This is a genomic window from Weizmannia acidilactici (genome assembly GCF_008974185.1).
Lineage (GTDB): Bacteria > Bacillota > Bacilli > Bacillales > Bacillaceae_C > Weizmannia > Weizmannia acidilactici.
This window is the reverse complement of sequence record NZ_BKZP01000009.1, coordinates 20,505-40,699: the sequence shown is the minus strand read 5'-3', so window position 1 is coordinate 40,699 and position 20,195 is coordinate 20,505. Positions and strand designations below refer to the sequence as shown.

The 20,195-nt window shown below is 49.4% G+C and carries 21 protein-coding genes; 4 read left to right on the top strand and 17 right to left on the bottom strand.

Annotated features, from left to right (window positions below; translation table 11 throughout):
* Positions 1–202: 202 nt before the first annotated feature.
* Positions 203–1,699: a peptide MFS transporter gene (locus BpJC4_RS05735; protein WP_151679912.1), complete on the top strand. Its 1,497-nt coding sequence runs from the start codon at positions 203–205 to the stop codon at positions 1,697–1,699.
* 511 nt (positions 1,700–2,210) lie between these two features.
* On the opposite strand, the gene BpJC4_RS05730 is transcribed toward BpJC4_RS05735, so the two are convergent.
* The 3 genes from BpJC4_RS05730 to BpJC4_RS05720 all read right to left on the bottom strand — a co-directional run bounded on the left by BpJC4_RS05730 (position 2,211) and on the right by BpJC4_RS05720 (position 5,586).
* Positions 2,211–3,566, bottom strand: coding sequence for an amino acid permease (locus tag BpJC4_RS05730; protein WP_151697633.1), 1,356 nt, complete (start codon positions 3,564–3,566; stop codon positions 2,211–2,213).
* Between the two features lie 433 nt (positions 3,567–3,999).
* Positions 4,000–4,566 (bottom strand): nitroreductase family protein, encoded by a 567-nt coding sequence (locus tag BpJC4_RS05725; protein ID WP_151679910.1) that lies wholly within the window; start codon positions 4,564–4,566, stop codon positions 4,000–4,002.
* Between the two features lie 87 nt (positions 4,567–4,653).
* Positions 4,654–5,586 carry an aldo/keto reductase gene (locus BpJC4_RS05720; RefSeq protein ID WP_151679909.1) on the bottom strand — a complete coding sequence of 311 codons (933 nt, stop codon included), beginning with the start codon at positions 5,584–5,586 and terminating at the stop codon, positions 4,654–4,656.
* 151 nt (positions 5,587–5,737) lie between these two features.
* Here BpJC4_RS05720 and BpJC4_RS05715 point away from each other — a divergent pair, with 151 nt between their 5' ends.
* Positions 5,738–6,232: a spore coat protein gene (locus tag BpJC4_RS05715; protein WP_151679908.1), complete on the top strand. Its 495-nt coding sequence runs from the start codon at positions 5,738–5,740 to the stop codon at positions 6,230–6,232.
* A 362-nt stretch (positions 6,233–6,594) separates the two neighbouring features.
* On the opposite strand, the gene hxlB is transcribed toward BpJC4_RS05715, so the two are convergent.
* The 11 genes from hxlB to BpJC4_RS16495 all read right to left on the bottom strand — a co-directional run bounded on the left by hxlB (position 6,595) and on the right by BpJC4_RS16495 (position 14,964).
* Positions 6,595–7,146: a 6-phospho-3-hexuloisomerase gene (hxlB, locus tag BpJC4_RS05705; protein ID WP_151697632.1), complete on the bottom strand. Its 552-nt coding sequence runs from the start codon at positions 7,144–7,146 to the stop codon at positions 6,595–6,597.
* Positions 7,143–7,763 carry a 3-hexulose-6-phosphate synthase gene (gene hxlA / locus BpJC4_RS05700; protein ID WP_151697631.1) on the bottom strand — a complete coding sequence of 207 codons (621 nt, stop codon included), beginning with the start codon at positions 7,761–7,763 and terminating at the stop codon, positions 7,143–7,145. Before hxlA ends, hxlB begins: the two co-directional genes overlap by 4 nt.
* Positions 7,760–9,064 carry an MFS transporter gene (locus tag BpJC4_RS05695; RefSeq protein WP_151697630.1) on the bottom strand — a complete coding sequence of 435 codons (1,305 nt, stop codon included), beginning with the start codon at positions 9,062–9,064 and terminating at the stop codon, positions 7,760–7,762. Before BpJC4_RS05695 ends, hxlA begins: the two co-directional genes overlap by 4 nt.
* A gap of 24 nt (positions 9,065–9,088) precedes the next feature.
* The gene (locus BpJC4_RS05690) at positions 9,089–10,048 is read right to left on the bottom strand and encodes a sugar kinase (protein ID WP_151697629.1); all 960 of its coding nucleotides are present in this window, start codon (positions 10,046–10,048) and stop codon (positions 9,089–9,091) included.
* Positions 10,035–10,790 carry a sugar phosphate isomerase/epimerase family protein gene (locus tag BpJC4_RS05685; protein ID WP_151697628.1) on the bottom strand — a complete coding sequence of 252 codons (756 nt, stop codon included), beginning with the start codon at positions 10,788–10,790 and terminating at the stop codon, positions 10,035–10,037. Before BpJC4_RS05685 ends, BpJC4_RS05690 begins: the two co-directional genes overlap by 14 nt.
* A 108-nt stretch (positions 10,791–10,898) precedes the next feature.
* Positions 10,899–11,051, bottom strand: coding sequence for a hypothetical protein (locus BpJC4_RS16085; protein WP_172967519.1), 153 nt, complete (start codon positions 11,049–11,051; stop codon positions 10,899–10,901).
* 84 nt (positions 11,052–11,135) lie between these two features.
* Positions 11,136–12,170, bottom strand: a complete 1,035-nt coding sequence (locus BpJC4_RS05680) for a LacI family DNA-binding transcriptional regulator (protein ID WP_061565037.1) — start codon at positions 12,168–12,170, stop codon at positions 11,136–11,138.
* Between the two features lie 449 nt (positions 12,171–12,619).
* Positions 12,620–13,975: a PFL family protein gene (locus tag BpJC4_RS05675; protein WP_151697627.1), complete on the bottom strand. Its 1,356-nt coding sequence runs from the start codon at positions 13,973–13,975 to the stop codon at positions 12,620–12,622.
* 22 nt (positions 13,976–13,997) lie between these two features.
* A complete protein-coding gene (locus BpJC4_RS05670) occupies positions 13,998–14,267 on the bottom strand; it encodes an ACT domain-containing protein (protein WP_151679906.1) in 270 nt (89 codons plus the stop codon).
* A gap of 252 nt (positions 14,268–14,519) precedes the next feature.
* Entirely contained in the window at positions 14,520–14,732 is a 213-nt protein-coding gene (locus BpJC4_RS16500; RefSeq protein WP_253693473.1) for a carboxymuconolactone decarboxylase family protein, read from the bottom strand.
* Positions 14,733–14,856: 124 nt separating this feature from the next.
* The gene (locus tag BpJC4_RS16495; protein WP_253693489.1) at positions 14,857–14,964 is read right to left on the bottom strand and encodes a carboxymuconolactone decarboxylase family protein; all 108 of its coding nucleotides are present in this window, start codon (positions 14,962–14,964) and stop codon (positions 14,857–14,859) included.
* A gap of 197 nt (positions 14,965–15,161) precedes the next feature.
* On the opposite strand from BpJC4_RS16495, the gene BpJC4_RS05660 reads away from it, so the two are divergent.
* Positions 15,162–16,331, top strand: a complete 1,170-nt coding sequence (locus BpJC4_RS05660) for a MalY/PatB family protein (RefSeq protein ID WP_151697626.1) — start codon at positions 15,162–15,164, stop codon at positions 16,329–16,331.
* Between the two features lie 433 nt (positions 16,332–16,764).
* Here BpJC4_RS05660 and BpJC4_RS05655 read toward each other — a convergent pair whose 3' ends face one another.
* Positions 16,765–17,409 (bottom strand): SDR family oxidoreductase, encoded by a 645-nt coding sequence (locus tag BpJC4_RS05655; RefSeq protein WP_151679904.1) that lies wholly within the window; start codon positions 17,407–17,409, stop codon positions 16,765–16,767.
* 62 nt (positions 17,410–17,471) lie between these two features.
* Between BpJC4_RS05655 and BpJC4_RS05650 the strand changes: the two genes are divergently transcribed.
* The gene (locus BpJC4_RS05650; protein WP_151679903.1) at positions 17,472–17,756 is read left to right on the top strand and encodes a hypothetical protein; all 285 of its coding nucleotides are present in this window, start codon (positions 17,472–17,474) and stop codon (positions 17,754–17,756) included.
* Positions 17,757–17,888: 132 nt separating this feature from the next.
* Here the strand turns inward: BpJC4_RS05650 and BpJC4_RS05645 are convergent, their stop codons facing one another.
* Together BpJC4_RS05645 and mvaD are read right to left on the bottom strand one after the other, a co-directional pair.
* Positions 17,889–18,977, bottom strand: coding sequence for a phosphomevalonate kinase (locus BpJC4_RS05645; RefSeq protein ID WP_253724292.1), 1,089 nt, complete (start codon positions 18,975–18,977; stop codon positions 17,889–17,891).
* Between the two features lie 236 nt (positions 18,978–19,213).
* Positions 19,214–20,194 carry a diphosphomevalonate decarboxylase gene (gene mvaD, locus BpJC4_RS05640; protein WP_151679901.1) on the bottom strand — a complete coding sequence of 327 codons (981 nt, stop codon included), beginning with the start codon at positions 20,192–20,194 and terminating at the stop codon, positions 19,214–19,216.
* Position 20,195: the final 1 nt, after the last annotated feature.

Below are 20,195 nucleotides of genomic sequence, written 5' to 3'. Positions count from 1 at the left end.
TAAAATTAGAGGAAAAACCGTTGTCTCATGCGGTTTTTCCTCTGAATTTATTATTTTAAAATATAATTTTGGAAATAAATTTATCTTTATTTTTTTTTAGTTTTACGCTAATATTTATTCTATCGTGTTCATTCCGTTCATATTCCAGCACTTATTTTTCAGTCAATTCCAACAATTTATATTTCAATAAGGAGGCAATTGAATGTCAGCAATCATAGATAGAAAAAAAATCCTGGAGACTGTGCCCCAGACAGGATTTTTCGGTCATCCGAAGGGATTGTCGACACTCTTCTTTACAGAGTTTTGGGAAAGATTTTCATACTACGGTATGAAAGGGATCCTCATTTATTACATGTACGACCGCCTGAAAAACGGCGGATTGGGCCTGGACCCTACGACCGCCGCATCCATCGCATCCATTTACGGTGCGCTCGTCTACATGTCGGGGATTATCGGCGGCTGGGTCTCTGACCGCCTGCTCGGTTCCGTGAAAACTGTTTTTTACGGCGGGGTGCTCATTATGCTCGGGCACATCGCACTGGCCATTCCGGCGGGGTTCCCGGCACTCATCGTTTCGATGGTGCTGATCGTGCTCGGCACCGGGTTATTGAAGCCGAACGCCGCTTCAACCGTCGGGGAATTATACGATGAGAAAGACTTGCGCCGCGACTCGGGATTCAGCATTTACTATATGGCTGTCAATTTAGGTGCGTTCCTTGCGCCGTTAATTGTCGGAACTGTCGGCCAAAAATACAATTACCATCTCGGTTTCAGCATCGCAGCTGTCGGTATGTTTTTAGGCCTCGTCGCTTTTTCGACAACGCGGAAAAAATATCTCGGCCTGGCGGGTTCTGTTGTACACAATCCGCTGACGCCGGATGAGAAAAAATCCACCTTTATGAAAATCGGATTGGGCACCATAGGTTTGATCATTATTTTGGCTGCCACGATTCCTACCGGGATATTAAACCTGGACCGCTTTATCACATTGGTCAGCATTTTAGGTTTCTTGATCCCGGCATGGTATTTCGTCATGATGTATTTCAGCAAAAAATCAACACGGGATGAACGTTCGCGCCTGTTGGCTTATATTCCACTGTTTATCGCGTCCATTGTGTTCTGGGCGATTGAAGAACAAGGTGCGAGTCTGCTTGCCGTTTATGCGGACAAGCGGACACAGCTCGATTTCGGCGGCTTCCATATCCTGCCGTCCTGGTTCCAAACCTTGAACCCGCTGTTTATTGTTGTGTTTGCGCCGGTTCTTGCTTCATTGTGGATGAAACTGGGCGACAGGCAGCCGTCGACGCCGGTTAAGTTTTCATTCGGATTGATTTTTGCAGGGCTTTCCTTTATTGTGATGATGGCGCCGGCTTACTTTAACGGATCCCACACCCTTGTGAATCCGTTATGGCTTGTGCTGAGCTACTTCCTCGTTGTCATCGGGGAACTTTGCCTGTCGCCGGTCGGTTTGAGCGTATCGACGAAACTCGCCCCTGCCGCATTCTCGGCGCAAATGCTCAGCCTCTGGAACTTGTCGGATGCAGCGGCGCAAACGCTGAACGCGCAGCTTGTCAAAATGTATGACGCCAACCACGAAGTCATGTACTTCGGCGTTGTCGGCCTCATATCGGCTGTATTGGGCGTTTTCCTTCTGCTCTATACACCGGTCATCAAACGGCTGATGAGAGGCGTAAAATAAAAATCATCATTGAAAAAGGCCGAGGTGGTTATGCCCCGGCCTTTTTTCTGTTTTGGCCGGCCCGGGGGCACCTTTTTAAATTAAGATTGGAAAACAGGCGGCCAATCTCCTCTTCGTTTTTCCGGAATCGGCGGAAACCGCTGGAATATCGGCGGCCTTGTTCTTGAAATCGGCGGAGAGGTCAAAAATATCGGCGAAAAGATGCAAAAAATCGACGAAAGGAAGAAAACTAAGGGAAGTAGGACGTACCCATATTTGAAAAAACTTAAAAAACGGCGGTCAAATCTAAAACTCTGCCCGTCCCATTCCAACCGAAGGAAGAATCGGCGGAAACTCCGGAGAAATCAGCGGACTTAACCAATAAATCAGCGGTAAGATCAAAAATATCGGCGGGAAAATCAAGATATCGGCGCAGGGTAGAAACGCTGCCTCTTTTAAAAATGGCATCTCATTTTGATACCAAAAAAACCCGTTTGGAAAAACCATTTTCCAACGGGTTTTTTAAAAGCTTTTACTTTTTCCGCATCAGCCCATAGGCGATGGCGAGAAGAATGAACCATACTGGCGTGACAAACAAAGCGACGCGCGTATCTTCCGCAAAACCGAGAACGACTAGGACAAAAACAAAAAAGGCAAGCACAATCCAGTTGATCAATGGCGCGAGCGGCATTTTAAACGTGATTTTTGCCGCTTCTTCCGGCATATATTTCCGGAAACGCAGATGGGCAATCAAAATGACGCCCCATACCCATATAAAACAGATTGTCGCGATACTCGTCACAAGCGTAAATACTTTGTCAGGCAATAAATAGTTGAGCAGAACCCCGACGAGCAGGACAGCTGTCGAACCGAGCAGGGCGGGCGCAGGCACGTTGCGGTTGTTCAGCCGCTTAAACATTTTCGGTGCCTTCCCCTCATCCGCCAAGGTGTACAGCATGCGGCTTGTGCTGAATATGCCGCTGTTGCATGAAGAGGCAGCCGAAGTCAAAACGACAAAATTGATAATGCCTGCTGCAGCCGGTACGCCGATATCAGCAAACACTTTGACGAACGGGCTCGCATTCGGATTGACGCGATCCCAGGGATAAATCGACATAATTACGAAAAGTGCCCCGACATAAAACAGCAAAATCCGCAGTGGAATTTGGTTAATGGCCCGCGGCAGCGTTTTCGACGGATCTTCCGCTTCCCCGGCCGTCACGCCGACCAGTTCAATCCCGACGAAAGAAAATATAGCCATTTCAAATGCGAGCAGGAAGCCCCTCGATCCGTTCGGGAAAAAGCCGCCGTGCTGCCACAAGTTGGCAAATGAAGCATGTGTTCCGTTGCTTTTAAATCCGGCGAGCACAAGCACAATCCCGATTATAATCAACGCAATAATTGTAACGACTTTAATGATGGCAAACCAAAATTCAATCTCGCCGAACGCTTTTACGGTTGCGATATTGATGAGAAAGAGCACAGCGACGCAAACTAGGGCCGAGACCCACTGCGGCACATGGGGCGCCCAAAATTTTACATACACACCGACCGCTGTAATTTCGGCAATGCCGGTCACAATCCAGCAAAACCAATATGTCCAGCCAGTAATAAAACCTGCCCACGGGCCGATAAACGTTTCGGCAAAGTGCGTGAATGAGCCTGTAGTCGGCTTGTACATCAATAATTCACCGAGCGCCCGCATCATAAAGAAAAGGGCCACGCCAATAATGAGATAAACAAGCATAATAGACGGCCCGGCAAAATGGATCGAGTTCCCCGAACCGAGAAACAGTCCTGTCCCGATGGCGCCCCCGATCGCAATTAATTGAATGTGGCGGTTTTTCAGCCCGCGTTCCAATGCTTGTTCATTTGAGGTTTCTCCCATACCGATCAACTCCTTTATATGTACACCATTGTGTCCCATCTGAAAAAAAATGCCGACTTCATGATTATAACATAACGAACGGCAATCCCCTTTGCCCGCCATTGCGGCGAATGCGCTTTCTGAAAGGATGCAAAAATTCAGCGATTTTCCAGCCTTCTTTTTAGAATACACAAAAAATTTGGCAAACAAAACTTTTGTTTTTTCTTTCGCGGCAGACAGCAAAAATTTGCCGAGTGTCCGCCCTCGCTTCAGGCAACCAACTGCCCGTCTACCCCCGGGCCGTCTTTTATTCGTGTGCCGGCCGCCCTGTTTGAACCTGCTCCAGTTTTGTCCGGCAACATCCAGCGGCCGCTTGCCCCCGTGTTTGAACCCGAAGTTTTTAATGCGGCAAATAAACAAAAAACCGGCCTTGGGCGGGAGCCGGCATAGAGGTTTAGTCAAACCACTTTGTTTTTTCTTCTGCAGGTGTACGTTGCGCTTTGATATCCATTTCTTTTTTCGGATAGCCGACATATACGAGCCCGGCAACTTTATCTGCCGGTTCAAGGGCAAGATATTCTTTCAATTCCGGTTCGTGAGCGATCTCGCCGGTTCTGACGATGGTCGCCAAACCCAGTTCGGTTGCTGTGAGCAGCAGGTTTTGGATCGCGCAGCCGGTTGCGACAATTTCTTCAATTTCCGGCACTTTTCCGGACGGGCTGACGGCAACCGCAATGACAACCGGCGCCCGCAGCGGCCCTTTCCGCGCTTTTTCTATCTTTTTCGCCACTTCTTCTTCGCTTAAGCCTTCCGTTTTCGACGCTGTGATGCGCGCCATTTCTTCACCGAGTTTAACGCGGCCTTCGCCTTTAAACACGCGGAATTTCCACGGTTCCGTTTTTTTATGGTTCGGCGCCCACGTGGCCGCTTCGAGCAATGTTTTAACCACTTCATCGGGCACATCTTTTTCAGCCGTAACCCCGATGGAACGGCGTGATTTGATCAGATCCATAACGCCCATTGTTCCCAACTCCTTTAACGTTTCTAATTTTAAGTATATGCCAGGAAAATGAAGCCATCAACGGTAAACTACTTTTTCACCGTGAAATCATTTGAAAATCTCGCTGATGTTTTGGACATCTTCCGCCGTGAGATCAACTTCCAATGTTTTCAGATTGTCTACCACCTGCTCCGGCCTTTTTGCACCCGGAATGACCGCGTCAATGGAATCTTGCGCGAGATACCAGGCAAGCACGACATGGGCAACGTCCGCACCTTTTTCTTCGGCAATCGCGCGGAGCTTGTCGACTTTTTCCAAATTGCGGATAAACGTTTCGCCCTGGTACAACGGATTTTTCGCACGGCTGCCTTCAAATTTTGTATCTTTCGTGTATTTGCCGGCCAGAATGCCCGAAGCAAGCGGGAAATACGGGATAAACGAGATGCCGTTTTCAGCGGTATACGGGAGCAAATCTTTTTCCGCCTGGCGTTTCAATAAATTGTACTCGGATTGCAGCACATCGACATAGCCATCTTTGTTCGCTTCTTTCAATTGCCCGATCGTAAAGTTGGACACGCCGATTGCACGGATTTTCCCTTGGTCTTTCAGTTCTTTCAAGGCGCCGACCGCTTCATCTTTCGGCGTATTTTCGTCCGGAAAATGGATATAAAACAAATCAATGTAATCAGTTTGCAGGCGTTTCAGGCTGCTTTCCACCGCGGCTTTTAAAAATGCCGGTGAGTTATCGAACACGACTTTTCCGTGCACGAATTTATGCGCGCCTTTAGTGGCGAGCACAACTTGATCGCGGCAGCCTTTTTCCTTAAGCACTTCACCGATCAATTCTTCCGACCGCTCCGGACCGTAAATAAATGCGGTGTCAAGGAAGTTGATGCCGTGGTCGATCGCGGTGCGCACCACTTCTTTCCCGGTTTCATCGTTCAGATTTGGATGGATGTTATGGCCGCCGACCGCGTTTGTGCCAAGCCCGATCGGATTGACGTACAAGTCTGTTTTGCCGAGCCTTGTTTGTTTTTCCATTTTTCACTCCGCCTTTCATGTCATTTTCATCCATATCATAGCAAATCACGGGGAAATGTAAAAATATTTCGGCTTCTGGTAATACAGGCACATGCTGTGGCTTTGCGAATACAAATGGGTTAGTGTGAGGAGTAAAAGGAGGGATCCGCCAATGCCGAAAACATTGGCCTGGCATGAAACATTGGAAATTCACGAGCTGGTTGCATCGCAAACGATTTGCCTGATCCAGTGCAAATCTTCTTTGAACAATGTGACGGATGATAGGCTCCGCGAACTGTATACTTTTTCTGTGCAGGCGCTGGAGAAAAATATCCGGGATTTGCTGCAATTTTATCCGCAGGCGCCGCGCGAAGAGGAAATGTTGGAAGATGAAGAGCGGCAGACCGGCACGGGGTTCCAGGCCGGCGAGCTGCTGAGCGCTTCGAAATCTGCGGTTAGAAATTATGCGATTGCGATTACGGAAACCGCAACGCCGGCTTTGCGAAATGTGCTCATCCGCCATTTAAACAGCGCGATCGACTGGCATGCGCGCGTATTCAACTATATGCATGAACATGGCATGTACCAGGCCTACAACTTAAGCCAGTTGCTGAACAACGATGTCCGGAACGCCAACCGGGCGCTGCAAATGCGGGAAGAAGAGTGAGTGATACCGGCGCCCGTGCTGCATTGAATGCGGCGCCAGCGAAGGAATAAAGATCAACCGGCACCTATTACGGCAAAATAAATAACGCCGGGAAAAAGGATGATATCAGCCGGCGTAAATGTGCAGGATAAAAAATGGAAAACCGCGGATCGATTGTTCGTCCGCGGTATATCCTTTCAACGATACTGCAAGCCGATCCGCAAACGGAATGGTCCGGCTCCGGCCCCGTATCCAGCGGGATAAGGAAAAGCCATATCTGCTGTTTTTTCCTGTGTTTCATTACCATTTTGCCTTATTCAGAAACCGGATAGCCAAATCCCGTTGCTTGCTCGGGCCCGTTCGCATTTGCGCTCTTCCATCTCTTATTCCAGATTGCTGTGCCGGCTCAACGCCGCTTCATCCCCCGATTTCTGCTGTCCGGCAATTTTCAGGCAAACCGCGTCAAAAAACAGATGGACGGACTGGTCGAACAATGAGCTGAGCGGCTGCCTGCTTTCAATTTCTCCCGGCCTCCGGTATTTCGTGGCAGACGGAATATGGACCACGCTATCCGAAGTTTCCGCAAGCCTCGAAGACGGATCAGAAGTCACGCCCACAACAGATACCCCATTCTTTTTCGCTTTTTCCGCCGCTTGCACAACATTGGAAGTCGTGCCGGAACCAGAGACGGCAATCAATAAATCTCCCGGCTGAATGGAAGGGGTGATCGTCTCGCCGACGACAAACACATGGAAACCAAGATGCATGAGCCGCATCGCAAAAGACTTGGCCATCAGCCCTGAACGCCCCTCGCCCAATACGAAAATGCTTTTCGGAGAGGCAAGCATATCCGCAAGCTTTTCCACTTGTTCCCCGTCTATTTTTGAAAATACCGTTTGAATTTCATTTAAAATGACTTCTATTTCCCGATTCATTTCAATGCCTCCCAAGTTTCTTTTATCTTTCTTGCCGCAAGCAAAGGGTCACTTGCCTTGCTGATTGCCGAACCAACAATGAGCACATCCGGCTGAAGGGCGCGGACAGCAGCCAAATTTTCCAGTGAAATGCCCCCGGCCACCGCAAGCTGCTGGCTGCGCGATGCTGCACGGCGCCCCCAGGTTCCGCCTCCGCCTTCTTCCTGCTGGTCCTTGCTGATATGCTGGCAGACGATGATGTTTTCCAAACGGGCAATCTCCGCCTGTTGATGCGCCTGCGTATTCAAAAGGTCAACCATCACTTGCCTGCCAAACTGCCCGGCCGTATCCATACATGTACGGAGCGTGACAGGGGGAGCCGCCCCCATCACAGTCGCAATGTCGGCTCCCGCCCGAAAACAAAGTTCAAATTCGTACTTTGCATTGTCGAACGTCTTGATATCGGCGACCACCGTTTTGTCCGGAAACCGGTTTTTTATGTCATAAATGCTTTTGACGCCGAATTCTTTAATTAACGATGTGCCGACTTCAATCCATTCTATCGCTTTTTCCGCTTTTGCTGCAATTTCGATCGCTTCCTGGATCGTGAAACGGTCTAATGCCAGTTGAATCTTCATTTTAAAACCGCCTTTGCTTCAAGATTTTCCGGCGCCAGAGGAGACGCCTGCTTTTTTGTGCGGACCGTCAAGGTTAACAGAACCGAGACAAGGAGCGAAACCGCCATAAAGATAAAAGATGCCTGCGTGCTGCCCGTTGCCCCGTTTAAAAACCCGACAATGTATGCGCCAACAAAAGAGCCTAAAGCACCCATGCTATTGATAAAGGCATTGGCACTTCCGGATACATTTTTCGGCAAAATTTCCGGCATAATTGCGAAAAACGGCCCGTATGGCGCATACATGGCGCCTCCCGCAATGACAAGCAGCGCGTAAGAGAACCAGAAATTGGATGAACCGATCAAATAAGAACCGTAGAAAGCAATGGTGCCAATCAAAAGCGATACCCAGACAAATGTTTTGCGGTTTAACGTTTTATCGGAAAAATAGGAAACAGCGATCATGCCGATTGTCGCCAATAAGTAAGGAGCGGCAGACAACCAGCCCGTTGCTACAATATCCATATGGGAGGCCGCTTTTATCATCGACGGCAGCCACATGACAAATCCGTAAACCCCAATGCTCCATGCAAAATACTGGATCGCGAGAATAAGCACCGTCTTGTTGCGGAACATTTCTTTATATCCCGCTATCGCAATCATCCCTTTTTGTTCTTCTTTCATCTCAAATGCAATGTTTTTCTTTTCCTCATCTGTCAGCCACTTTGCTTCTTCCGGCTTATTTTCAACCAGCTTCCACCAGAAAAATGCCCAAATGACGGCCGGAATCCCTTCCACAATAAACATTCCCCTCCAGTCAAGCGCCTTTATCAAATAACCGGAAACTATGGACATCCATAAAACGGTGACAGGATTGCCCAAAATTAAGAAGGTGTTGGCACGGGAACGCTCTTCCTTTAAAAACCAGTTGCTCAAAAAGACGAGCATTGCCGGCATAACGGCAGATTCTACAACACCAAGGAAGAACCGGATCGGGTACAGCCATGCAACGTTATGGACCAGACCGGTTGCAGATGCAAGCAGGCCCCAGAGAATCAGGCTGACAAATACGAGCTTCTTGGCACTTCTTTTTTCTGCATACGCCGCGCCCGGAACTTGGAAGAAGAAGTAACCGAGAAAAAATAATGCTGATAAAAAGGAGGCAACACCTGTTGTGATATTTAAATCCTGTGCCATTCCGCCCGCTGCGCCAAAGCTGTAATTTGCCCGGTCAAAATAGGCAAGGCTGTAGGTAATGAAAGCGATTGGAACCAGATGCAAAAATCTCTTCTTGCTTGCGACATTTTTCAACGACTTTTCCATTCCAAAACACTCCTCTTTGTGGATTTAACCGTTTTTCACCGAATGCCCGTTCATAAATGCCAACAGTTCTTCCCGGGCCGGAAGCCCGTTTTTATCCCCGGAAGACATGGTTTGCAAAGCGCCAATTGCATTCCCTCTTTCCGCTGCTTCAAATGCTGTTAAACCGTCGAACAGGCCACTTAACACACCGGCGGCAAATCCGTCTCCGGCACCGACCGTATCAACAACTTTGGAAACCGGGACGCCCGGTACGGTATGCGCTTTCTTTTTCGTTGCCACATAGGCGCCTTTTGCCCCGAGTTTGACAAACACCATTTTGGCACCGCATTCGAGATAATATTTCGCGATATCTTCAGGCGCTTGATAGCCGGTCAAAATTTTTCCTTCTTTGATGCCTGGAAAAATAATGTCGGCCTGGCAGGCATATCTTTGAATCGTTTCCGACATTGTTTTTTCGTCTTTCCACATGGAAGGGCGCAAATTCGGATCAAACGAAACGGTGCTGCCTTCTTTTTTTGCTTTTTGTATGAGTGCTTCGCTCAGTTCCCGGACGGACGGGGAGAGGGCGAGCGGGATGCCCGTTAAGTGATAATGTTTGGCATGCATTTCTTCGAGTTCGGGAAAATCTTTGATCCCCATCCGGCTTGCGGCTGAGTTTTTACGGTAGTAATAAACACCCGGATCGCCTTCCGATACTTTTTCTTTCAATTGAAATCCCGTCAAGTTTTCTTCGTCTCTTTTAATCAAGGAAGTATCCACTTTTTCACGCTGCAGTTCCTGGATGATATAATCGCCAAGCGGGTCTGTTCCGACTTTGCTCAGCCACAGCACCCGGTACCCGAGGCGCGAAAGCCCGATTGCCACATTTGTTTCCGCCCCTGCCAGTTCTTTTGTAAAGTGCCGGACCGATGCGGGGTGGCCGGGTTCTTCCGCAATAAACATGCCCATCGCTTCTCCGAATGTCAGCACATCACACACTTTCATTTGCAAACACCTCTTCTTTCAGCAGTTCAATATAATCTTTCAAATCGTTTGTAATCGGAAATTCCAGCGCAATCGCAACATCTTTCGGCAGGAGGCGCAGCAACCGTTTCCATTTTTGCCTGCCGTTTCGGCCAATTGGGATCGTTTCGTAACCGGATGGCGTTTCCACCACTTCTTTCACGTGAATGTATACCACTTCGTTTTTTAAAGCAGCGGCGGCCTCTTCAGCATCTTCCCCTGTATAAGCCCAGTTTCCGATATCACAGGTAAAACGTACCGGAATGGCCTTGCTGCGGCATGCCGCAAAAAATGGCGCGAGCCGCTCTGCTTTTCCCCCGAGGGCGGTTTGATCATTCTCAATGGCCAGCAGGATGCCGGCACCCGAAAAACGGGCGGCAGCCTCGGCAAGCGCATCCATATCGGACAGGCCCTTCCGGTAGTTGCCCAATGAAAATTTGATGAGCTTTGCCCCGAGCTCCACAGCCTCCTGCCCATAAGGCGTTACGTCGATAACTTGATGATCCTCTCCAAATAAAGAAACCGGGCAAGAATAGTATGGGATCAGCCCCGCCTCATCGAGCATGCCTTTCACTGCGGGTAAAAGAGAAGCCGGATCTTCAAGCAGCTCCCTCCGGATTTCTACCCCGTCACATCCGGCCTCGCGGATGGCGGCGAATAACACCGGGTAAGAAAAAATGGCAGTATCCTGAAATGCATTCATGGTGACAAATAAATGGGCCATTGGTGTTTCCTCTTTTCTTATTTGTTGGAACCAGATTTCGTTTATGGATTGGGACCGGTACCATTTTTTGTGCCGGACCTGTATTTTATAGCTTTAGAGCGTGCGATGTTAAGATGTTTTTTGGATTTTTTCTTTTACTGTATCTATCGTTTTTGTCGTTTTGGATGCTTCTTTCCGGGAGCTCTCTTTTTCTTTTAATGGGACCGATACCATTACAGGGGAAAGCTGCCACTTCTTTTCTGACCAATCCCATGTTGGCATCTTTTCAAGCTATCCCGCAGGGTTTCAGCCTGTATCGTCGCTTCTTTTTAGGTGAAACCGGTCTCACTTTTCCTTAGGGGGAAGTTATCTCCCCGGGGCAGATCCCCTTTCAATCAAACGCGTCTGGTAAGAGATCGTCTGGGCCGGCGATTCGTCGTCCGCCAGCCGTTTTAAAATAAGCTCCATTACTGTTTTGCCAATTTGATAAGTCGGCTGTTCAATGGTAGTAATACCTGAAAATACGGCAGCTGCCCACTCCGGATTGTCAAAGCTCAGAAAACCGGTATCGCCAGGAATCTTATAGCCCTGCTCTTTCAGTTTGATAATGATTTTTAACGCGATGACACTGTTTCCGGCAATGATGGCCCTTGGTTCCTGGCTGGTGCGGGACAAAAAACCATTGAGCTTTTTCTCCAATTGGCTTTCGTCCTTGAGGTCCACTTCAAACAAGTCTTCCAGGCTCGGATGATCAGGGCCAGCCAGCCGCAAAGCCTCCTGAAATCCTGTATACCGTTCGCGCCGCGGGCTGACATGTGCAACCGGCTCTGTAAAATAGCCGATTCTTTTGTAATTTTTCTTTATCAGATAGGACACAGCCTGCATCACGGCCCCACGGTTATCAATTTCAACGGTATCAAACGGCAGCTCAGGAATTTTACGGTCAACCAGGACAATCGGGGTTTTGCCGTTTTCCGACAAGCTTTCCAAAAAATCGCTGTTTCCTCCCGTTGTTTGAATCAGCAGCCCGTCAATCTTATGGGACTGCAGCATGGAGATATACTCGCGTTCTTTTGCCGGCCGGTTATCAGAGTTGCAAATCAGCAAACTGTAGCCATGCTGCTTGCAGACATCCTCAGCCCCCCTTAAAATCGCCGTTGTATACGGGTTGGTAATATCGGCAACCAGCGCGCCAATCAAGTAGCTGCGGCTATTTTTCAGCCCTCTCGCCAAATTATTCGGGCGGTATTGGAGTTCATCGATCACCTGCTTGATTTTTTGCCGGGTTTTCGGTGACAATTCATGAAACCGGCCGCCTAAATATCTTGAAACGGTCGATTTCGACACGCCGGCCTTCTTTGCTACATCGTAAATCGTAACTTTCGCTTCTTTTCCCCTCATGTTATTTACCATCCATCTTTAAAATGAAACCGGTACCATTTGATTTCATTATAACAGAGTATGGAGAGCTGTCAAATAAAAAATAGCCTCCTGTTATTTCTATCCTGTTTGTAAAAATTCCATTGGCATTCCGGTCTGTTTTTTTTGGAAGGCTTGAGTCATGTTTGGGCAAATGAATCTATATGGCGGTTATTAACAACATAACATTCCATATAACCTGTTGTGTACTTAGTTCTTCTTGTCCATTGCACAATTTTGTTTCCACTCGATCTAGTGATCGCCATTTCATCCCGGTTTTAGGCCGCCGTATATGAAAAAGAAAGGGGCCACTGAAAAAGTAATTTTGTATTTTCCGTGCATACAACATATAGCTTGCAAAAAAAGCGTTGAAACACAAATAGCGGAGTGTCTCAACGCCTTTTCTATTTTGGTGGTGCTTTTTCAAGCGCTCAGTTTTTAAATGAGTGAATCGGGGCCGGGATTCTGCCGCCGCGGGCAATGAAGTCCGCTGATGACAAGGAATGGACGCCCATTACCGGCGCATGGCCGAGCAGGCCGCCGAATTCGACGCGGTCACCGACGTTTGTGCCCGGTGCTGGAATGATCCGGACCGCTGTCGTTTTATTGTTGATGACACCAATTGCAGCTTCGTCTGCGATCATCGCCGAAATCGTTTCGGCCGGAACGTCGCCCGGGATTGCGATCATATCGAGCCCAACCGAGCAGATCGCAGTCATCGCTTCAAGTTTCTCGAGATTCAAAGCGCCGCGGTTAACCGCATCGATCATGCCGGCGTCTTCGGAAACCGGGATGAACGCACCGCTAAGCCCGCCGACATGGCCGCACGCCATGACGCCGCCTTTTTTCACGGCATCGTTCAATAACGCGAGCGCCGCCGTAGTCCCGTGCGTACCGACCGATTCAAGGCCCATTTCTTCCAAAATATGCGCAACGGAATCGCCGACAGCCGGGGTCGGGGCAAGCGACAAGTCCACAATGCCGAACGGGACGCCGAGCCGTTTCGACGCTTCCATGCCGACGAGCTGGCCCATGCGCGTAATTTTAAACGCTGTTTTCTTCACCGTTTCCGCCACGACATCAAACGGCTTCCCTTTTACTTTTTCGAGGGCGCGCTTCACGACACCCGGGCCACTCACGCCGACGTTGATCGCAACATCTGCCTCGCCGACCCCGTGGAAAGCGCCGGCCATGAACGGATTGTCTTCCACCGCATTCGCAAACACCACTAGTTTCGCGCAGCCGAGCCCCTGCGAATCCGCGGTCAGTTCAGCCGTTCTTTTAATGATCTTGCCCATGTCGCGGACCGCGTCCATATTAATGCCCGAACGTGTCGAGCCGACATTGACCGATGCGCAGACGCGTTCCGTTTCGGCCAGAGCCTCGGGGATCGAATCGATCAAAATTTTATCGCCTTTATGGTAACCTTTTTGCACCAGTGCCGAGAATCCGCCGATAAAATTGACGCCGACTTTTTTCGCCGCCGCATCGAGCGTTTTGGCAAAAGCGACATAATCTTTTTCATCCGTTGCACCGGCAATCAGCGAAATCGGCGTGACCGAAATGCGTTTATTGATAATCGGGATCCCGTATTCCGACTCTATATCTTCCCCAACCTGGACAAGATTTTCAGCCAATGTCGTAATTTTATCGTAAATGTTCCGGCGCGCTTTTTCCCCGTCCGCGTCGATGCAGTCGAGGAGCGAAATGCCCATCGTAATCGTGCGGATATCGAGTTTTTCTTCTTCAATCATGCGGATCGTTTCAAGTATTTGCTTTGTTTCCATTGTTTGTGTCATCCCTCACTTTTTACAGGCTGTGCATCGATTGGAAAATTTCTTCGCGCTGGATTTTGATCTGTACCTGCAATGCTTCTCCTTTTTTCGCAAGGGCTTTTTTAATTTCGTCAAAACTTGCTTGCGCATTCGACAAATCCAGCATCATCATCATCGTAAAATAGCCGCTCATGATTGTTTGGCTGACATCGAGAATATTGATTTTCATCTCCGCCAGCTGCGTGCTCACACCGGCAATGATGCCGATGTTGTCTTTGCCGATTACCGTCAAAATTGCTCTCATTTTGTCCACTCCTGTTTTGTAAAAAAATTCATACTATCAATATCACAAATTTTCGCTGTCTTGTCTATGTAGATTTTTGGAATTTAACCGGATTTTTATTTTTCTCAGGCGAATTTCAAATGCCCGCAAAAAAGCGGTGGACTTATGCCATTGGCAGCCGCTCACCGCTTTTTATACATCAATCATATTGGCGATATGCATGCAGGCTCCGCCAGCTGCCAGCGCGCCAGCAATGAGGATTGTCTCTGCCAGCTATTCTTCTGTTGCGCCCGATTTTTGCGCCGCTTTGGCGTGAGCGTCAATGCAGTAAAGGCACTCTGAGCAACGGCAATCCGTACTTTTACGAGCGGGCAGTTTGTCGGCTTTCATGGTTGTGCTGTTGACGGAATGGTACGCTTCGAATCCGTCTTTTGCAAAGCGGTTCATGTTTGCGAGTTTCTTTGTATTCGATTTTTTATAGATCATATCATCGACATCTTCAATGAGGGCAAGCTGCATATGGACACTGTGGGCAACCGCGCCCCCACTTCAAGTGCCGCAGCATCAAAAGCCGCTTCCGCCAATTCTTCCAAGCCCACGCCTGCCGCTTTCACTTTTTTCGTATGGATATCGTGCAGTACGGGCACTCTGTCGCATGGGCCACGGCCACTGCGAGGATTTCTTTTTCCCTGCTTGAAACGGCTCCGTCTTTGAACACCACGGCATTGAACCGGCCGAACTCTTCCGCCTGTTTCTGCGCGAGATCTTTTCATTTTGACAGATGGTAGAGCTGCTTTTCCATACAAGCATATTGGGATACTTGTCTTTCATTATATCCCTGCCATTCAAAAATGAGTATTCATCCTCCTCCGTATGGTAAAATGAAAAGAAATCAAATTTCAGGATGGTGATCAAATGGCTGTGTTTGACTTTGATACTGTCATCAATAGAGAAAATACTGCTTCCGTCAAGTGGGAGCAGGTGAAACAGGTTTTCGGTCAGGAAGATGTGCTGCCGATGTGGGTGGCCGATATGGATTTCAATCCGCCGCATGAGGTGGCAGAAGCAATTAAAAAAAGGATTGAGCACGAAATCCTCGGTTATACGTTCATCCCGGATTCCACCGGGGAAGCCATTCAGGCATGGCTGAAAAAACGGCACAACTGGGAAATCCATCCGGCATGGATTGCGTACTGTACCGGCATTGTTCCTGCGATCAGCACGGCGATCCAGGCGTTTACCGAACCGGGCGACAAAGTGCTGCTGCAATCCCCTGTGTACCATCCGTTTTTCCGTATGGTTGAAAAAAACGGGCGCGTGGTCGCTAACGCGCAGCTCAAGCTCGTTGATAACTGCTTCGAAATTGATTGGGAGCAGTTTGAAACGCGCCTGAAAGAGGGGGCAAAACTGTTTTTGAGCTGCAACCCGCACAATCCGGGCGGGCGCGTCTGGACGAAAGAAGAGCTCGCCAAAATGGCCGATCTTTGCGCACAGTATAACTGCCTGTTTTTATCCGATGAAATCCACTCCGATCTTGTGTACCCGCCGCATGTACATACGCCGGTCGCTGCGCTGGGAGAAACATACCGGGACATGACGATCACTTGCGTGGCGCCGACAAAAACATTCAACCTGGCCGGGCTAAAAGCTTCCGCTGTGATCATTCCGAATCCGGAGCTGCGTAAAAAATTCAAAGATGTCCAGGCGGTGAACGGCACATCGGCCCTAAATACGTTCGGGATTGTCGGCATGGAAGCGGCTTATCGATACGGTGGCGAATGGCTCGATGCCCTGCTCGTTTATTTAAAGGAAAACATCGATACAGCAGCGCGGTTTATCGCGGAACGCCTGCCGCAGATCAAAGTGATGGAAACGGAAGGGACTTATTTGATGTGGCTGGACTGCCGCGCATTCGGGCTGAGCGAGGATGAATTGAAGGATCGCCTCTGGAAAAAAGCCAAACTCGGCGTTGAGATTGGCAGAAAATTCGGCCCCGGCGGAGAAGGGTTTGTGCGAATCAATATCGCCTGCCCGCGTGAAACGCTGATGGAAGGATTGTCCAGGCTGGAAAAAGCTTTTGCATGAGGAAAAAAGGGGCATTCCAAAATCCAGTTCACAGGCTTTTGGAATGCCCGGATTTAAAGACCTCTTTATGGCTGAAATTCCGGCAAAATTTTCTTTAAAGCAACACTAGACTAATTAGAGCAAAAATGATTGAAAACGGGCTTAAAGTCCGCATCAGAACCACTTTCAGGGGGAAATTTTGATGAAACGGTCCTGACAAAGCTTCTCAGAACCGTTTCATCGGGGAATTTTTGCTCTAACGGTCGTAACAAAACTTCTAAGGATCATTTTCACGGAGAAATTTCCCTCTAACGATCCTGAGAGAGATTCTAACAACCGTTTCGAGACGAATATTTTCCTCTAATGGGCCTAGAAGGGGGTGCTGAATACCTTTTTCAAGCAAAAGGGCCTTTGGAAAAGCACCTTTTGCCGCAGTCGGAATGCCCGGCTCTTTTTATATGCTTTTTAACTCTGCTTCAATCGGTGTGTCCCCGGAAACAAGGTCGAATGCTTTCCGGTATGTGTTCGGTTCATCGAGGCTTGCCAAAATCGTTCGCGCCACGTCTTCGCGCGGGATCGTACCGCGTTTTAAATTTTCTGATGCCTCGACTTTTCCGGTGCCCGGTTCATTCAGCAAACCACCCGGCCGGATGATCGTGTAATCCAACTTGCTCGCCTGCAGCACGCGGTCCGCATAATGTTTCGCCACATAATACGGCTTGATTGCTTCATTCCAGTTTTCGCGGTGATGCGCCTGCAGTGCACTCACGATGATGAAGCGGTCAATTCCTGTCTGTTCCGCTGCTTCCATCGTTTTGACGGCGCCGTCCAAATCGACAAGCAGCGTTTTGTCCGCTCCGGTATGCCCGCCCGATCCGGCAGTGAACACGACCGCATCGCAGCCGGTAGCCGCTTCTGCAATTTCATCCACTGTCCCTTCAAGATCCGCCAAAATGGTTTCCACACCTTTTTGTTGGAAAAACTCAACCTGTTCTTCTTTCCGCACCATGGCGCGCGGCGTATGCTTTCCGCTCTTTTGCAGCAGATCAACAAGGATTTTCCCGATCTGCCCGTTTGCACCGACGACAAGTACTTTCATCGGCTACCCATCTCCTTTCGTTTTTTTCCATTATTTCAAATGAAAAACGAAGAAGCAAATGATTGGGCATGCTTCGCGAAGCAGTCAGGGATTTTTATCGAGTTTCGCTGGTTTCCGAGCAGGTTCCATTGACCTTTCCTTTCTCCTTGGAAAAAGGAGACTCGCATTTAAAACGCACAGCTGATTTTTTCATCCTTTCCGCCGATTTTTCCGATGTTTCCGCTGATTTTTTAATCCCACCCGCTGATTATGGAAGCTTTTTCGCCGATTATGCTCCAAGAAGGCTGTGTTATGTTAACTCTATTGGCCAACGAATGCCTTTTTCGAGGTTCCACCCTCTTGAATGACTCTTTTTGTACCGATTAAAAACGCACAGCTGATTTTTCTTTTCACTTTGTAAAATCGTTCGCGTGCTCAAAATCTTTTTCTACGGGATTCCCCCAAAAGCGAAAAAATCCGCGGCCATTTCGCGGATTTTTTCATTCAATGACGGACACGCCCTGGGTGGAAACCTGCAATGGAAGCGGCACAATTCCTGCCTTCTCCCAAGCTGCATGTAAGGCAGCGGTTTTCTCTTCTCCGTCCACAAACGCAATGCCGCAGTCCCCGCCGCCTGCACCCGATGATTTGCCGGCGCCAAAGCGGTCTGCGATATCAGCGAGCTGCTTCAGCTTCTCCGTTTCAATGTCCGTATCGGCGTATGCACCGAGTTTTTGCAGCGCACGGCGGTTTCGTGCAATGCTGGCCAGTGCCCCCGCCGGATCCTGCCGCGCAAAGCTTTCCGCAAGTTTTTCGACCACTGTCGTGCTTTCTTCCAAAAATGCTTTGTATTTTTCCAGTGAAGTTTTCTTCAAACGGCCGATCCTTTCCACCATCAGGCCGGTTGCTGCCGATTTTCCGGCCCACCCGGCGCAAAACTGCAAACCCTGCGGAAGATCGAGCCTTTCAATCGACAAATACGGCCAAGGTTCGTCCAAAAGTCTGCTGATCCGGCCTTTTTCCAATTCGGAAAAAATCCAATCCGGGCGGAATGCCGTGTATTTGATCCACCCGCCGTACACGGAAGCTGCAATGTCAGCGCCCGACCCGTTTCCCTGCGTTTTTAAGTGGGCGATGCTGGCCAGTTTAAAAATCGTTTCTTTCGTTTCCGGAAGTCTCTCATATATATGCAGCAGCGCAGAAAAAACGGCAGCCAGAACCGCCGCGCTGGAGCCAAGCCCGTATTTTTGCCCGGTCGCAGCGTCATCCAGTTCGCTCGTCACCGTCAAATGGAGGGAGCGGAGGGCAATCGATTTTTCTTCAAGCAGCCGGTGAAAGACGGCGAGGGCATTTTGAATAAAACGAAGCTTTGGATCTTCACAGTCAAACCGCACCGCTCCGCCTTCCCAACGCCAGGCAGCGTGCGTGATGCCAAGCTGAGGCAAAGAGAAAAGATTCTCTGTGCTTTCTTTTACATCTATTGTGATGTAACGGTCAACCGCCGAAACGATCGCAGGACAGCCGGGCTCGATGACCGCGTATTCGCCGGCGATCATCAGCTTGCCCGGCGCCTTGACTTGAAAATGCATACCTATCATCTCTATCTGTTGGAATAAAATAACTACCATTACTTTTTGCTGTGCACAATTGATCCCGGGATGGCCCATTCAAAAAAGGGGCAATAGCCGAAACGGACCCGCCCGCACCAACTCCCGGCCTTAACTTTGCCGGACATCCGCAAACTTAATATCAAAACGGCCGTCACTGCTCCAGGCCTAAACTTTGTTGCGGAATAAAAAACGCCGGTGCCTCTGTAAATCTAACATCAATACGGCCCGTAACTGACCCCCGGGCCCGGGTGGCAGATGAAAACACGCTGGACACCCGGGATTGCCGCGAGGGTTTCGCGCACCGCTTCTTCATCTTTCCGCCCGCACAAGACTTTTACATTCGGGCCGGCATCAATCGTAAAATACGCTTCGATCCCACGTTCGCGCAAAAGTTCCACTTCCCGCATGACATCAAGGGTGGCACTTTGCCAGTATAAAAACGGCGGGTCGGCCCCGAGCGTTGTCGCATGCATTTTCAGGGCGTTGGCTTCGAGGATACGCCCGAGCAATGCAAAATCGCGCCGGGCAATCGCGGATTTTGCGGCGGCCAAGTCTTTTTCCACCGTTTCGAGCCAGCCTGCATAAAACGGGGAAGTTTCCACCGTCCGTTTCATCCCTTCCCTGCTCGAAATTTTTTTCTGTTTGGACTCGAGGAGACAGGACAAAATGCTGAGTTCCCAGTCGTCTCTGCCGAGGAGCGGGACGGCGTACGAATCGGAGCCGTCCGCTTTTTCGCCTTTTTGCCACTCGACAAAACCTCCGTAAATGCTGCGGCAGGCGGAACCGGAACCTTGGCGCGCAAGCTTCGACAGTGTGCGGCCGTCGACCTGAAGGCCCAATGCTTTTACCGCAGCAGCCGCGAGTGCCGCCATGCCGGATGCGGAAGAAGCAAGACCGGCCGCGGTCGGAACTTCGTTTTCCGACTCGATCACCGCGTACCATTTTGCGCCCGCAAAATCCCTGATTTTATCCATAAACCGGGAAATTTTTGCCGTTTCCGCTGCTCCGGCCGGCTTTCCGTTCAGAAAAAATCGGTCTGCTTTAAGGGCCGGGTCAAACACCACTTTTGTCGTCGTGTAAAACTTGTCCAATGTAATGGAAAGGCTGCTGTTCATCGGGAGGAAAAGTTTCTCGTCCCGTTTTCCCCAGTATTTAATCAGGGCAATATTCGTATGGGCCCTTGCCGTTGCTTCCATC

What these genes read in the sequence shown, in the direction of transcription:
- BpJC4_RS05735 (WP_151679912.1), top strand. Translation starts at nt 203, where the DNA reads ATGTCAGCAATCATAGATAGAAAAAAAATCCTGGAGACTGTGCCCCAG.
- BpJC4_RS05730 (WP_151697633.1), bottom strand. Translation starts at nt 3,566, where the DNA reads ATGGGAGAAACCTCAAATGAACAAGCATTGGAACGCGGGCTGAAAAAC.
- BpJC4_RS05725 (WP_151679910.1), bottom strand. Translation starts at nt 4,566, where the DNA reads ATGGGCGTTATGGATCTGATCAAATCACGCCGTTCCATCGGGGTTACG.
- BpJC4_RS05720 (WP_151679909.1), bottom strand. Translation starts at nt 5,586, where the DNA reads ATGGAAAAACAAACAAGGCTCGGCAAAACAGACTTGTACGTCAATCCG.
- BpJC4_RS05715 (WP_151679908.1), top strand. Translation starts at nt 5,738, where the DNA reads ATGCCGAAAACATTGGCCTGGCATGAAACATTGGAAATTCACGAGCTG.
- hxlB (WP_151697632.1), bottom strand. Translation starts at nt 7,146, where the DNA reads ATGAATCGGGAAATAGAAGTCATTTTAAATGAAATTCAAACGGTATTT.
- hxlA (WP_151697631.1), bottom strand. Translation starts at nt 7,763, where the DNA reads ATGAAGATTCAACTGGCATTAGACCGTTTCACGATCCAGGAAGCGATC.
- BpJC4_RS05695 (WP_151697630.1), bottom strand. Translation starts at nt 9,064, where the DNA reads ATGGAAAAGTCGTTGAAAAATGTCGCAAGCAAGAAGAGATTTTTGCAT.
- BpJC4_RS05690 (WP_151697629.1), bottom strand. Translation starts at nt 10,048, where the DNA reads ATGAAAGTGTGTGATGTGCTGACATTCGGAGAAGCGATGGGCATGTTT.
- BpJC4_RS05685 (WP_151697628.1), bottom strand. Translation starts at nt 10,790, where the DNA reads ATGGCCCATTTATTTGTCACCATGAATGCATTTCAGGATACTGCCATT.
- BpJC4_RS16085 (WP_172967519.1), bottom strand. Translation starts at nt 11,051, where the DNA reads ATGCCAACATGGGATTGGTCAGAAAAGAAGTGGCAGCTTTCCCCTGTA.
- BpJC4_RS05680 (WP_061565037.1), bottom strand. Translation starts at nt 12,170, where the DNA reads ATGAGGGGAAAAGAAGCGAAAGTTACGATTTACGATGTAGCAAAGAAG.
- BpJC4_RS05675 (WP_151697627.1), bottom strand. Translation starts at nt 13,975, where the DNA reads ATGGAAACAAAGCAAATACTTGAAACGATCCGCATGATTGAAGAAGAA.
- BpJC4_RS05670 (WP_151679906.1), bottom strand. Translation starts at nt 14,267, where the DNA reads ATGAGAGCAATTTTGACGGTAATCGGCAAAGACAACATCGGCATCATT.
- BpJC4_RS16500 (WP_253693473.1), bottom strand. Translation starts at nt 14,732, where the DNA reads ATGATCTATAAAAAATCGAATACAAAGAAACTCGCAAACATGAACCGC.
- BpJC4_RS05660 (WP_151697626.1), top strand. Translation starts at nt 15,162, where the DNA reads ATGGCTGTGTTTGACTTTGATACTGTCATCAATAGAGAAAATACTGCT.
- BpJC4_RS05655 (WP_151679904.1), bottom strand. Translation starts at nt 17,409, where the DNA reads ATGAAAGTACTTGTCGTCGGTGCAAACGGGCAGATCGGGAAAATCCTT.
- BpJC4_RS05645 (WP_253724292.1), bottom strand. Translation starts at nt 18,977, where the DNA reads ATGCATTTTCAAGTCAAGGCGCCGGGCAAGCTGATGATCGCCGGCGAA.
- mvaD (WP_151679901.1), bottom strand. Translation starts at nt 20,194, where the DNA reads ATGGAAGCAACGGCAAGGGCCCATACGAATATTGCCCTGATTAAATAC.